Here is a 13,178-nt window from a genome sequence, read left to right as displayed (position 1 = left end):
TAAGGAAAAAGGGTGGTACAACACGTACCGCCCTTTCCATTCATTACGATCACAGACAAGGAGTTTAGTCCATGCAAGAGAATAGAGTAGACGATAGAACACAGGTGCAGGTTGAAGCCATTCTGTTTGATAAGGATGGGACGTTGCTTGATTTTACAGGCATGTGGGGGTTCTGGACAGATTGTGTGCTCAATGATTTCAGAGAACAACTGGTTATTCGTGGTCTAGAGATGGATGAAGCCGATCTTCCAAAGATCTGGGGCACGTTTCACGATGAACAGGGGCGGATGAACGGTTACGATGTCCGGGGCCCGCTCGCCATGGGTACGATGGATGAAGTATATGCCGTTCTGACGTGGCATGGATATCGTGCAGGACTCAGCTGGGCAGAAGCCAAAATGATCGTAAGAGCATGCCTCGCACAGGCCGAGGAAGCGATGGAGTTACATCGTCCGGCGCATCCGCTACCTGGTGTGAGAGAATTTTTGGAGCAGTCTCGCGAGCAGGGGTTGAAAATGGGCGTAGTGACAGCCGATGAAACGGCAAATGCAGTCAAACATCTGCAATGGATGGGGCTGGAGGATTACTTTGACATCGTCATTGGCACAGATCTGGTGGAACGCGGTAAACCGTTTCCTGACATGTTGCTACTTGCTTGTGAGCGACTCAGTGTACAGGCACAGCAAGTCATGGTGATTGGCGACACGGACGGAGATATGGAGATGGCGAGAGCTGCAGGAGCAGGCTACAAGATTGGCATTGGTGAGTCTGGGAAAATACAACTGGCGGATCGCACAATCCAGACGTTCCATGAATTGCTCTCCGGTGGGTTAGGCCGATGACGAGTAGTCAGACTTATCTGGGCTGGGTGTTGCTGGCACTTGCCATTGGTCTGGAACTGAGTGCCACGATATTACTTAAAGTGTCGGATGGTTTCTCCAGATTGTGGCCTTCCGTGATGATGTTTGTGTGTTACGCCGCAAGCTTCACCTTTCTGAATTATGCCGTCAAGTATATGCCGCTGGCTGTGGCCTATGCGATCTGGTCAGGCGTGGGGATCACGATGATTGGCGTGGTGGGGCATTATTTCTTTGGTGAACGACTACGACTGACATCGATGGTATGGATCGGTTTTATTTTGATAGGCATTATTGGACTGAAATGGAGTGATTCGTAATGAGTACTACTGAGCAGCCACTGGCTACCTTTCAGGTGATCACGGACACACATGTACGGGACGAGGCAGATCATATTCATAACCGGCATCTCGAGCAGGCGCTGGCGGATATAGCTTCGTTTAGCGATGGAAGCAGTGGCATTATGCATGTGGGTGATGTAACCGACCGCGGGTTGCCGAGCGAGTATCGGGAATGGCAACGAATCTGGGAGCAATATGCGGAGAAGTTGCCGGAGATACGTTTCACAGTAGGTAATCATGATATTGGTGCAGTCATCTGGCAGAAGCCGCCAATGGTATTACTTGAGATGACCGAAGGGCATGTTGCTGAACTGCTGGAACAAGATGCGGAGTTAGAGCATCCGGTGAAGCAGACTGCGGAGGAGTCAGCGGCGCTGATTCAGAAGCTGGCTGGCAACCAATTCGAGCTAGCTGGGCAGGCCGGACATGAAGGAGAAGTGGGGAGTCCAGATGGCGGTGTAGATGGCTATGTGTATGACAGGGAGGATGGAAATACAGATGGAAGTGCACATGGAGAAGTTCAGACGGAAATACCTGCTGGAGCCAACGCCGAAACAATTACTGTAGCAGGCTTATGGCATCGGCGTTTGATTGATTTTGAAGCGGCGACAGGCATGAAGGGAAGTTATCACGATCACTGGATCGATGGATATCATTATATCTTTCTCGGCACGGAACAACCGCATCCGAAGGACTGTGAGATGTCGTCTGAACAGTTGGAGTGGCTAGATGCGAAGCTGGCTGAACAGGCTGTACTGGATCATCCCATTTTTATCTTTATCCATCAGTCGTTGAGGGACACCGTTGCGGGATCACTTCAGGCACAAGGCTGGTATGGCGTGAATCAGGATGCGGAATTGAAAGCCGTGCTTGCCAAGTACCCACAAGCGATTCTGTTCTCCGGGCATACGCATTGGCAGCTGCAAGCACCGCATACGATGTACGATGGTGCAGGCCACATGCCAACCATGTTCAATGCTTCCTCTGTTGCTTATCTATGGACGGATGAGGACGAGCATCTGGAGGGTAGCGAAGGGCTGCATGTTGAAATTTACAAGGATCGGGTGGTTGTGAGGGGGCGTGATTTTACTGCCGGGAAATGGATTGAGGGTGTGGAGTATACGGTACGGTATCCAGTAGTGAAGGGCTAATCATCGTTTTACCAAAATAGTAACAGACGGCTATTGAAATGATGGTAATAGTCCAACAGAGTCGCTCCTATAAACGACTCTGTTTTTTTATTTTCTTTTGTCCCTACTAGATTAGGCGAAACCTTAAAACTCTCAATCAAGCTCGCTATGTGAAATTTTACAGCTGTAATAATTCCCAGTATTTTATATATGATTATAATATTAGATGTTGTACACTGTTCTCAATTCACCCATTTTTTGTGAAAGGATGTTCTCTTCTTGAGGAATATAAACTGGAACTGTTATGGAAAGTCGATGTTACCTGTAATTATACCTGTTTTAGGAGTTGTTATTTTTAATACATTTAACCTTCTTCTAAAAAGCACGGTTACTCTTGCTGAAAAATCTTACAGTCTAGGATACAAGTTAGGTAGTTTAATCGATACATTTTTCTAGCATAAATTGTTTAATATGTATCGGGAATGATGCGTTAACAATTTTCGATTTCCAGATATTTTCACACATTTATTAAGGAGTTCCCCGTATGCAAGCACAAAATATAAAAAGATTAATCATTATTGATTTTATCATTGGTTTTACTGTGTTATGTTTAAATTTTAGTACAAGTCCGACATCCGTATATAATTTCATGATTTTTCTACTACTCGTGTACTTTTATCATAAAACTCAAAATAAAATGTATGTGCCCTATTTCATTCTGCAATTTTTCGTTTTCTCCCTCGTATTTCTTAATCGCCTATTTCCTCATTTTTTGAATGGTAGAGACCCTTTTGTTAATACCACTATGATTATTCTCAGTATTGCAGGTGTACTCTTTATGCTGGCTGTAGCTTTTGGTACCCGAATAAAGAAACAAAAGTAGAGGAGAACAGGGCTTGTAAGGTCAATCTCTATACATATACATATTTTGGGGGTTGGTCCGTTAGCAAAGGAACACAAAGTGTCCCTAATAGTTATAGTGATTGATTACATACATACTTACAATATTTATAGGGGTGTCTAATTCTAAAGCAACATTATCTGAACATGTATCGTTTAAAGATCTTTACAACTGAATCCTAGAAAGGGGCTACTTGCGAAAGCGGGTAGCCTTCTTTGTATCTTAACTTCGAAGTAACTATAACTCGAAGTGGGCCCCTATCTAACATCACCCAATGTATTCATCTGGGTAAAGTTGTAAATGGGTATGCCAACGATTTATACTCAAATAGATACACATGGTTAGTCCTTATCATGCTCTAATCATGATGAACAATGAGTGCATTTAATTCACGGAGAGGATGTAGAAGCGGAATGCGAGAACTACAAGTTCAAACGAAGTATGGTACCGTTCAAGGCGAGCTTTTACACGTTGCAAGTGTATGGAAGGGTATTCCGTATGCAAAGCCGCCAGTAGGAGAGTTGCGTTTCCGAGCTCCAGTAAAGCCCGAGTCATGGGAAGGAATCAGACAGGCTACCGAATTCGGGCCTGAGAATATACAACCACGTCATGATTCAGAGTGGATGGGCGGGCAGAAGCCGCCAGAGTCGGAAGACAGCCTGTATCTGAACATCTGGGCACCCGAAAAAGAAAGCAGCCACCTCCTTCCCGTTATGGTCTGGATTCACGGTGGATCATTTGTCACCGGATCAGGCAGTCTGCCTGTATACGATGGCACACAACTAGCCGTCCGTGGCGACGTAATCGTGGTGACGATTAACTATCGACTTGGGCCGCTAGGATTCCTGCACATGGCTCCGTTAGGTGATTCCTACGTATCCAATGCAGGGTTGCTGGATCAGGTAGCTGCGCTACAATGGGTGAAAGATAACATTACTGCCTTTGGCGGTGATCCGGGTCAGGTTACGGTGTTCGGCGAATCAGCAGGTAGTATGAGTATTGCCGCATTGATGGCGATGCCAGCAGCCAAGGGGCTGTTCCAACGTGCCATCATGGAGAGTGGCGCTTCGCAGCTCATGCCTTCTGAGCAAGCTTCGGCTTTGCGTGAAGGTATGTTGAAGGTTCTTGGTGTAGACCGAGACAACCTAGATAAGCTAAACAGCATTCCGGTAGAACAGATTATGGCGGCAGCGGAAACGGTGAAGCAGCAGAGCGGAGCAGGCATGGCCTTGTTGTTCCAACCCGTTCTCGATGGTGAGACACTGCCGCAAATCCCGCTTCAAGCCGTAAACGAGGGTTCCGCACAAGGTGTGTCTGTACTTATCGGCACAACGAAGCATGAAGGAGCATTGTTTATACAGCCAGATGTACCGTTCTCGAATGAAATTGATATGGTGCAGGGTGTTGATTTCATGACACCAGATCTGGAGAATCGCGCTGCTATCGCGGATAGTTATCCGAAGACAGCGGATGGACAAGCTCAAGTCATGACGGATATGTTCTTCTGGCGGTCAGCACTACAGTATGCATCTGCACAGCAGAAGCATGCTCCAGTGTGGATGTACCGTTTTGACTGGGTGATGCCGGAGCATCCACTTCTGAAAAGGGCGATCCACAGCATTGAGATGTTCTTTGTATTTAACACGCTGGATGCGCTAAAATTCATGAAGGCTGTGCCGGATGAAGCGGCTAAAGCACTTGCTCTCAAAGTGCAGGATGCCTGGATTTCCTTTGCGAGAAACGGTAAACCGGAGACAGCGGGAATCGAATGGCCTGAATATCGTCAGGATCGAGCGACACTCATTTTCAACCATGAGATTGAAGTTGTTCATGATCCAGAGGCTTCTAAACGCGAACTGCTGGGTGTTAAGTAAGGCATGCTTTCCTTCGTTTCCAAGCAGAGAACATGATGAGGTTTCAACGATTCAACAATTCAGGTATCTGAAAATACAAAAGGCGTCCTCTCATGAATTATCCATGAGAGGCCGTCTTATTTGGATATGTGATGCTCCCTGTAAGGGAGAGTACACTTGATTTCTTATTTACGCGAGGCTCGTGTACGAGAGACCTCGTCGAAGTAGAAGGAACGTTTTCCGCCCGAGAATATCACGACCACCACATGGATGAACAGGATAATATACACGAGGAAGGACGCAAAATTTAAACTCAGGAAAATCCAGACCAGATAAGAATTAAGCACATCATCCTGAGTGTTAGGGTATGCATAATTGCTTACCAGTTGAATAATCGTTATCAGAAGCCACGGAGCATAGATGGCGATAAATCGTTTCAATAGCGCCGGAAGCGTAGGCACACCACTTTGACGATCCACATAACGGAACCGTAGAACCGCAGAGCCCGGTGTAACTCCGTTGCGTACCCAAGGGATAAAGAACAGAACGATAACCATCGCCGTGGATGTATTTATAGCATCTTGAATGTCATTGGATGCTGTGAAGATGGACATGATTATGTCGATGATCATCACGACAATACCATCGATAAGCAGTGCAAGCAGCTGTGGCACAGGATAGACTCGGTTCTGCTCCACAATGTGCTCGCTCTTGGCCCGAATACTCGCGCGTGACGGGAATAAAGCCAGCAGTAACGGGGCTGCGAAGAAACCAATCACTGCACCGGAGGTGTTCAGCATCAGATCATCCACATCGAATAACCGGTAAGGACAGCTGTAATATCCGTACAACCCGGTGAGTTGGGTGACTTCAAAAAATAAGGAAAGTCCGAAGCCAGCCACCAAGGCGTGTTTCCAGTACGCTCTCTTTTGCCAGAAATACCGGATATATACCCCCAGTGGCATGAGCAGTAATACATTGAACAGCACTTGCAGGAAAGCTCGGCCCTTAATCATGTTAATCCACGTAGAGGGTTGAGACCAGATGATGGGGTTTTCCTTCATAATGTCTTTCACAAACATAAAGGGTGTCAGGTTATAATAGACGGCATTTGCAGCGTGCCCCGCACAGGTGTTTCGAGTCGTCGGAAGCGGCAGTATGACCAGACAGTAGGCGGCTAAGAGGAAGAAAATAAAAGAAAAGCTGACAGTAAACCGTGACCAGCTGAAGAAGCCATCTTTACGATAACCATAGATTAACCACGGCACCAACAGGAACATAGAAGCAATGACAAAGATAATAAACGCGGTCTGAATAGGAAAAACATAGGATGACATAAGGCGAAACTCCTTTGGGATGAAAGATTAATTTTATAGAATCATGTATCGGTTTTTACAAAGGGCAATCCATTACTGATGCTGTTAAAATTTTCTTATAATTACCATTACGATGATGCGCTGTTTTCTAATCATAATGGTCTTTCCTTAAACTGAAGATCATGTTCTTTTAAATTTCGTTTAAAAATAGACAAATGAGGAATGCAGTGAGGCATCGTATGGAACATATCACCGAAATCACGTATACTTGCGAGATAGCGAAAATGCAGAATGGAGAGTTTAATACATATGTCTAATTTGCCTAATTGTCCAAAATGTAATTCGGAGTATACGTACGAGGATGGCCTGTTGTTGATCTGCCCGGAATGTGCGCATGAATGGTCTCTGGAAGCAGAGCAAGGTGATGCTGAGGAATCCAAAGTTGTGCGTGATGCCAATGGGAATGTACTGAATGATGGTGACACGGTTACGGTCATCAAAGACCTCAAGGTGAAAGGTAGCTCCCTCGTCGTAAAACAGGGAACCAAGGTGAAGAACATCCGTCTGATCGATGGGGACCACGATATTGATTGCAAGATCGATAGCTTGGGTGCGATGAAGTTGAAGTCCGAATTTGTGAAAAAAATCTAGGCTGACTCGTAAGTAGCATACTTGAGCCTGCCTGCATGAATTAATCCATAAAGAGCGTTCATTTCTGCATTGCTGTGGAAGTGAACGTTCTTTTTTGGCTGCTGAGAGAAGAAGAATGAACCTTTGAAGAATTGGCTTTGTCTATAGATTTGAAAAGGCTGATGCAGAGAAAGGAGGTAAAACATTTGAGCGAAAAGGAATTGTTTGAAATGTACAACAAGGATGTGTACCGGACTTGTTACTACATGCTCCATCATGCGCAGAATGCAGAAGATGTCTGCCACGACGTTTTTATTACCGTCTTCCGTCAGGACTGGAGGAAGGTAGAATACATGAAAACATGGCTGATGAAAATCACAGTGAATCACTGCCTTAATTTTATGAAAAGAGAGCATGCATCCAAGCAACGGGAAAAGAGGCTTTTTATGCTTACGCCGCAGCGAACGGAAGATCCGGTTGATCAGGTGGCTCAGCATGTGGAGGAATCGGAACTATGGGAACAATGGGTTCAGGAACTGCCGGATAAGATGCGTTCAGCCATTCTGCTACGCTATATGAACGAATTTAGTTTATCTGAAATTGCAGAGGTGTTAGAGGTTCCGCTAGGGACGGTGAAGTCAAGAATATATAAGGGAATCCGTTTGCTGAGGAAAAAATGGGAGAAGGCCAGTAAACAACATCAGAAAGGGGAAGGATATAGTGAAACATACGGAAAAAAGGTTGTCTCATCATCTGAAAAATGAAACGGATATCCACTATCCCGATTTTAATGCCATGTGGGATCAGATCCAAAAGGATCAAGAGCGTTGCCCTGAACTTCATGCTGTAGCGACGAAGGAAAATGTACGGCGGAGCCTGAGATGGAAAAAAACGACACTGATCGGAACAGCAGCCGTTATTCTTATGGCGACACCTGTATATGCAGCAGTCCACTATGACTGGTTTGACCTGTTGAATCACCGGAGTGGTATCCAGAATGCGTTGCAAAATGGACTTGGGCAGAAACTGAATCAATCGGTGACAGTCGGCGGGGTAACATTAACACTCGATACTGCCTTTACAGATGATAATCGTACCGTTATTTTGTACACCTTGAACCCCGGTAAGTACAAAGGGGATACGGTAAGATTCCCTTCGATCGGCCTGCGGGATGAGACGGGGAAGCGGATCGAAGGCAGGTATTATCATGATTTTGATCAGGTGAACGGAGTATACAAAGGTTATTTTGAAACGGAGTGGACACCGTCAGGAAAAGAAGCTGATGTTGATTTCACAGTAAATGGAGTCCAGGTATTGGCTCCCGCGGAACAGGCAATTAACCTGGATCTCTCCCAGCGGAAGTCACAAGGATTCGATATCCATAAAGACGGCTTGGGTAAACTCGCAGTGAGTGTATTCAACGAGAAAGATAATCAAGTGATGCTGTCTACATCGTTAACTTATGACCAGTCTGATGTCCGTGACTATGCTTATCCTTTTTTGAAGATTTATGATCAGAAAGGACAGACATTAGAGTCGGTTGCACCGAGTATAAGCGGTAAGCCAGGAGCCAATGGTGAATATATATCAGAACAGTTCTATAACCTGGATACGTTAGAGCAGCAAGCCTCATCTTATGTACTCGCGTATCATAAAGAAGAAGGCAGAATGGATCAGTCCCTGAATATCGGTATACGATTAGATAAAACGGAGATGCTTAGCGGCACGAGCAGAAAAGTGTTGAATCTTCCTCTGGGCCAGCAATCGGAAGGAGTGCTCGTGAAGGAGGCCATCATTACACCGACACAAATCCGGGTGATTCTTGCTCAGGATAAATCTATCTTGCAACTGCCCTATTTGAAATATGATCTGGATGTGAATGGTACCCGGTTGGAAGGTGGCGTATGGCCGTCAGATCATTCGAATCAAATGGAATTGCGCTTTGAAGTAAACCCAGGTCTGAAGATTAATCCGGATACCCCGATGACTCTGTATGCCCATCATCAAGTCCAATATATTGAGGGTGAGTTCGAGCCGGTTACTTTACCTGCAATTGGCGAGAAGCCACAAGTTGTGGATTCAAAGCTTGGCGGTTATACAATCCATTGGACCTATTACCTTAAGGACGGGGATTTGTACGTGGAAAGGTATAGTGATGATCCGCATTTTGGAGGGATGAATCAGACCTTTATGCTCGTAAAGGGTGAACGAAGCTATGGTATGCCTACCAAGACCCAGTTTGCGGGTGACGGAGACAATCAGGGTATTGATCGGTATGAGAAGTATACATCGGATACGGCAGTTGTATATCCTTGGATGTACAGTACAGAAGATCCGGAAGCTAAAATAGCTGTACCATTAGTGGAAGAGAAGAAAAAATAAGAAGGATTGATGTAATACGGTTTGTATTTTATAAGTGAGTGAACTATTCTGGTTTATTGTGAACTTAGAGTTGACAGTAAATATTTAGGAGAACTATACTTGGGAAAATTAAAATAACAAACGCAATGATCAGGAGTATTAAGGTATATGGCGTGGTTCAGAGAACTGTCAATTCGGTGCGAGACAGTCCGGCCTGTCCCCAACTCACCTGTGAGCAGTAGGATCGAAGAACAGTTGTAGAAGTGTCTTCATTGGTTCAGCGAACGAAGGACTGAATGAAATGGTGGATATGACGAACTGAATTCACGTAGATTCTGACGGGTAACCTCCGTCATCAGGTCCTGAGATGTTATGGAAAGATAGGTTGGTATAAACCCTTTCCATGAACAAAAAGAGTGGTACCGCGAAGGTCAGACCTGTCGCCTCTTAGCTGAGGCGGCAGGTCTTTTTTGATGTTCCGTAGGGCCATAATCCAGAGAAAAGGGTAGGTGTACAAGAGATGGACAGAGATCAGGAGCGCATTATTCAATATTATTCCGGTTTTGATGAGTGGGGCAGGCTGGAGCGTGAACCCATCGAATTTATCATTAATATGAATTACATTCGGGAGTATCTTCCTGCAGGCGGTCTGATTCTGGATAACGGTGCTGGACCGGGGAAATATGCGATGGAACTCGCCAAACAGGGATACCAGGTGACGTTATCGGATCTTACACCTTCATCCGTAGCACTGGCGCAGGAGAAAGCCGAAGCATTGGGGCTGACTCAGCAATTTAACGGATTTCATGTACTGGATGCCACTTGCCTGAACGGGATTGCGGATGAGACCTATGATGCAGCGCTTATGCTTGGACCACTGTATCATCTGCAGAAGGAAGAAGCGCGGATGGCGGCAGTGCGTGAACTCTATCGTGTAACGAAGCCGGGAGGCATTGTGTTTGTGGCAGTACAGACCCGGATGCGAATGAGCATCAACTCACTGCAATCACCGCAGCAATGGAGACCCAATGACAGTATGGACGCGATTCAGTCTTTTGTCGAAAGAGGCACGTTTGATCATCAGGATCAAGGGCGTTTCACGGGAGCATACTATTTTCATGTGCAGGATGTTGTGCCGTTCATGGAGCAGCATGGCTTCGGGACTGTTCAATTGATCGGCTCCTCCAGCCTCAAAGCGTTGATTACAGACGAGCAGCAGCAATATTGGAGGGAACGCGGTGAAGAGCAAGAACTGCTTCAATACTTGATTGAGGCGGCCAAAGACCCTTCCATTCTGGGAATCTCGTCCCATCTGTTGTATATCGGAAGGAAGTTGTAGAAGATGGGCACTTCTATAGCTTAATTTTCGGTTAGTGAATTCATTGAATGGATAGATTGCATGTTATAATGGACGTATCGAATAATCGGAGGTGTCAACTATGCAATGGAAAGAGGTTCAAGAACGTTTCCCAAATGAATGGGTTGTTTTTGAAGCGACGAAGGCCTATTCGCAAGAAGGTCAACGTTATATTGAAGAAATGGCTGTTATAGATTCATTTAGTGATTCAACAAAGGCCTTGAAACGATATAGCGAATTGCATCAGGAAGACCCTAATCGGGAATATTGTTTTTTTCATACCTCACGTTCTGAAGTTGTGGCTAGAGAAAGGTATGTTGGAATAAGGCCGTTATTAATCTAAACTCTATGGAAATACTCCTAAAGTGATCCTGATGTAATAAGAAAAGTGCCCTCTGGAAACAGAGGGTACTTGTGTTTTTGCTCAAAATAGTCCAATATAAAGTTATATAACAAAAGGTGATCTACTTACAATAGGTTAGATGGACGACGGATCGCTTCATACACAGGAGGAACATATCATGGAAATCGGAATCAGTACATTTGTAGAAACAAATCCAGATGTAAATACAGGAGAAGTGATTAGCCACGCACAGCGTATTCGTGATGTGGTGGAAGAGATTGTTTTGGCAGATCAGGTGGGCCTGGATGTATACGGCGTAGGGGAACATCATCGTTCGGATTATGCAGCTTCATCTCCGGCAGTCATTCTGGCGGCGGCAGCTTCGCAAACGAAAAACATTCGCTTGACCAGTGCGGTAACGGTGTTGTCGTCGGATGATCCAGTACGTGTGTTCCAGGATTTTGCGACATTGGACGGTATTTCGAATGGACGTGCAGAGATTATGGCAGGGCGTGGCTCATTTATTGAATCGTTCCCATTGTTCGGTTATGATCTGGGCGACTATGATGAATTGTTCGACGAGAAATTAGACCTGCTTCTGAAACTGACGGAGTCGGAAAAAGTAACATGGTCGGGCAAGCACCGCCCTTCCTTCAACAACCTTGGCATCTATCCGCGCCCGGTACAGGAGAAGCTCCCGGTCTGGATTGGCAGTGGCGGTAATCAGGAATCGGTTGTTCGTGCAGGTCTGCTCGGATTGCCGCTGGTGCTTGCCATTATCGGTGGTCGTCCAAAACAATTCGCACCTCTGGTGGAGCTGTACAAAAAAGCAGCCGCACATGCCGGACACGACGCTTCCAAGTTAACCGTTGCTTCCCACTCTCATGGCTTTGTTGCCGATACAACCGATGATGCGGTAGAAAAGTTTTTCCGGCCTGCACAGGCAGTAATGAACCAGCTGGGACGTGAACGTGGATGGGGACATTACGGGCGTGAAACATTTGATGCAGCACGTAGCCTGGAAGGTGCGCTATACGTAGGGGATGTGGACACCGTCGCTGAGAAAATCATCTATCTGCGCAAAGAGGTTGGTATCACCCGTTTCATGCTGCATACGCCACTCGGTACACAGCCGCATGATGAGGTCATGCACGCGATCGAACTACTGGGCAAAGAAGTAGCGCCGAAAGTTCGTGAGGAAATTGCACGCTGGGAAGCGGAGAAGGCCTAAGTTTCGCCCGGACAATGAATATAAAGTCACACAAAGAGGAGCAGCCTTTGCTTGCGTAAAATACGCTCGGGGCTGTTCCTTTTTGTGTTATTTATTAATAAAAAGAAGTCCATAGGCAGCACTACTTCCGCAAGCACCGAGCGCAATGGGAAGTTGATCTGTAGAGATTAAGAAAGCAATTAATCAGCCAGACATTCCAGGAAGAACTTGCTTGACTAACAGGTGCCTGATATTCCGATCCATTCCATCATAAACGAGACAGACATGCAAAATTATGCTTTATCTTCACAATTGGCGGCCTCGTATTTCTCACGGTGAAGTTTCTTCATCTGGATATAATCCTCATCCTTCTTCGCTACCTCCCATTGCGCTTTGAAAATGGCAGCAGCTTCCGCCTTCATGGGGTCGTTCTGATAAGGTAAGATCGAGCCATCCTCCTTCGAATATTTACGTCCGCCTTTATGATTCGTATAACGTCTGGCCCGAGTATAGCCCATCTGTAAAAACTTGCGAGCCATATCCATGCCAACGAAATCGTTCTTTTTCTTATACTCCAGAAATAGTTCATAGATCTTCTCCGATGACTCTGTGGCGATCTCGGGTGTCTTGAACCGCCAGTGCGGAAGAATCTCGCTTTTGTACGGTTCCACCATGAGTACACCCTGCTCGCCCTTGCCAACGGTATATAATTCAGGTTGCTTGCGCAAATCGAGCTCCTCGTAATTGAGACTGTAATCGAATTTTTTCATCCGGTTATCCTCCTTGGAAAAATATTTGCGATTGCATCCACTTGCACATCGTATAGTAACGTTCATGTGCTCTTTTTCTTTTTTACCCCGATTCTGATGTAACATGCAC

The 13,178-nt window shown here is 45.7% G+C and carries 12 protein-coding genes; 10 read left to right on the top strand and 2 right to left on the bottom strand.

All coding sequences use genetic code 11. The features are described from left to right. Positions 1-71: 71 nt before the first annotated feature. The 4 genes from AC1VYS_RS28070 to AC1VYS_RS28055 all read left to right on the top strand — a co-directional run bounded on the left by AC1VYS_RS28070 (position 72) and on the right by AC1VYS_RS28055 (position 5,103). Positions 72-842, top strand: coding sequence for an HAD family hydrolase (locus AC1VYS_RS28070; protein WP_482912368.1), 771 nt, complete (start codon positions 72-74; stop codon positions 840-842). Continuing rightward, complete coding sequence (locus AC1VYS_RS28065; protein WP_090921184.1) at positions 839-1,177, top strand: DMT family transporter; 339 nt, start codon at positions 839-841, stop codon at positions 1,175-1,177. Before AC1VYS_RS28070 ends, AC1VYS_RS28065 begins: the two co-directional genes overlap by 4 nt. Beyond that, positions 1,177-2,349: a metallophosphoesterase family protein gene (locus tag AC1VYS_RS28060; RefSeq protein WP_482912367.1), complete on the top strand. Its 1,173-nt coding sequence runs from the start codon at positions 1,177-1,179 to the stop codon at positions 2,347-2,349. Before AC1VYS_RS28065 ends, AC1VYS_RS28060 begins: the two co-directional genes overlap by 1 nt. 1,293 nt (positions 2,350-3,642) lie before the next feature. Further along, positions 3,643-5,103, top strand: a complete 1,461-nt coding sequence (locus AC1VYS_RS28055) for a carboxylesterase/lipase family protein (protein WP_482912366.1) — start codon at positions 3,643-3,645, stop codon at positions 5,101-5,103. Positions 5,104-5,267: 164 nt separating this feature from the next. On the opposite strand, the gene AC1VYS_RS28050 is transcribed toward AC1VYS_RS28055, so the two are convergent. Then, positions 5,268-6,419 carry a VanZ family protein gene (locus tag AC1VYS_RS28050; RefSeq protein WP_482912365.1) on the bottom strand — a complete coding sequence of 384 codons (1,152 nt, stop codon included), beginning with the start codon at positions 6,417-6,419 and terminating at the stop codon, positions 5,268-5,270. A gap of 288 nt (positions 6,420-6,707) precedes the next feature. Between AC1VYS_RS28050 and AC1VYS_RS28045 the strand changes: the two genes are divergently transcribed. The 6 genes from AC1VYS_RS28045 to AC1VYS_RS28020 all read left to right on the top strand — a co-directional run bounded on the left by AC1VYS_RS28045 (position 6,708) and on the right by AC1VYS_RS28020 (position 12,320). Next, the gene (locus tag AC1VYS_RS28045; protein ID WP_434748816.1) at positions 6,708-7,049 is read left to right on the top strand and encodes a zinc ribbon domain-containing protein YjdM; all 342 of its coding nucleotides are present in this window, start codon (positions 6,708-6,710) and stop codon (positions 7,047-7,049) included. Positions 7,050-7,234: 185 nt separating this feature from the next. Beyond that, positions 7,235-7,792 carry an RNA polymerase sigma factor gene (locus tag AC1VYS_RS28040; protein ID WP_482912364.1) on the top strand — a complete coding sequence of 186 codons (558 nt, stop codon included), beginning with the start codon at positions 7,235-7,237 and terminating at the stop codon, positions 7,790-7,792. Then, entirely contained in the window at positions 7,749-9,410 is a 1,662-nt protein-coding gene (locus AC1VYS_RS28035) for a DUF4179 domain-containing protein (protein WP_482912363.1), read from the top strand. Before AC1VYS_RS28040 ends, AC1VYS_RS28035 begins: the two co-directional genes overlap by 44 nt. 499 nt (positions 9,411-9,909) lie before the next feature. Further along, positions 9,910-10,728, top strand: coding sequence for a class I SAM-dependent methyltransferase (locus AC1VYS_RS28030; RefSeq protein ID WP_482912362.1), 819 nt, complete (start codon positions 9,910-9,912; stop codon positions 10,726-10,728). A gap of 100 nt (positions 10,729-10,828) precedes the next feature. Further along, a complete protein-coding gene (locus tag AC1VYS_RS28025; RefSeq protein WP_482912361.1) occupies positions 10,829-11,089 on the top strand; it encodes a hypothetical protein in 261 nt (86 codons plus the stop codon). A gap of 178 nt (positions 11,090-11,267) precedes the next feature. Then, positions 11,268-12,320: an LLM class flavin-dependent oxidoreductase gene (locus AC1VYS_RS28020; RefSeq protein WP_482912360.1), complete on the top strand. Its 1,053-nt coding sequence runs from the start codon at positions 11,268-11,270 to the stop codon at positions 12,318-12,320. 272 nt (positions 12,321-12,592) lie between these two features. Here the strand turns inward: AC1VYS_RS28020 and AC1VYS_RS28015 are convergent, their stop codons facing one another. Beyond that, on the bottom strand, positions 12,593-13,069 hold the full coding sequence (locus AC1VYS_RS28015) for a DUF4385 domain-containing protein (protein ID WP_482912359.1): 477 nt from the start codon (positions 13,067-13,069) through the stop codon (positions 12,593-12,595). Between the last annotated feature and the right edge of the window lie 109 nt (positions 13,070-13,178).

This window comes from Paenibacillus sp. G34, assembly GCF_056856875.1.
Note: the sequence above shows the minus strand (reverse complement) of the source record. Positions and strands in the feature narration are given on the sequence as shown.

What these genes read in the sequence shown, in the direction of transcription:
- AC1VYS_RS28070 (WP_482912368.1), top strand. Translation starts at nt 72, where the DNA reads ATGCAAGAGAATAGAGTAGACGATAGAACACAGGTGCAGGTTGAAGCC.
- AC1VYS_RS28065 (WP_090921184.1), top strand. Translation starts at nt 839, where the DNA reads ATGACGAGTAGTCAGACTTATCTGGGCTGGGTGTTGCTGGCACTTGCC.
- AC1VYS_RS28060 (WP_482912367.1), top strand. Translation starts at nt 1,177, where the DNA reads ATGAGTACTACTGAGCAGCCACTGGCTACCTTTCAGGTGATCACGGAC.
- AC1VYS_RS28055 (WP_482912366.1), top strand. Translation starts at nt 3,643, where the DNA reads ATGCGAGAACTACAAGTTCAAACGAAGTATGGTACCGTTCAAGGCGAG.
- AC1VYS_RS28050 (WP_482912365.1), bottom strand. Translation starts at nt 6,419, where the DNA reads ATGTCATCCTATGTTTTTCCTATTCAGACCGCGTTTATTATCTTTGTC.
- AC1VYS_RS28045 (WP_434748816.1), top strand. Translation starts at nt 6,708, where the DNA reads ATGTCTAATTTGCCTAATTGTCCAAAATGTAATTCGGAGTATACGTAC.
- AC1VYS_RS28030 (WP_482912362.1), top strand. Translation starts at nt 9,910, where the DNA reads ATGGACAGAGATCAGGAGCGCATTATTCAATATTATTCCGGTTTTGAT.
- AC1VYS_RS28025 (WP_482912361.1), top strand. Translation starts at nt 10,829, where the DNA reads ATGCAATGGAAAGAGGTTCAAGAACGTTTCCCAAATGAATGGGTTGTT.
- AC1VYS_RS28020 (WP_482912360.1), top strand. Translation starts at nt 11,268, where the DNA reads ATGGAAATCGGAATCAGTACATTTGTAGAAACAAATCCAGATGTAAAT.
- AC1VYS_RS28015 (WP_482912359.1), bottom strand. Translation starts at nt 13,069, where the DNA reads ATGAAAAAATTCGATTACAGTCTCAATTACGAGGAGCTCGATTTGCGC.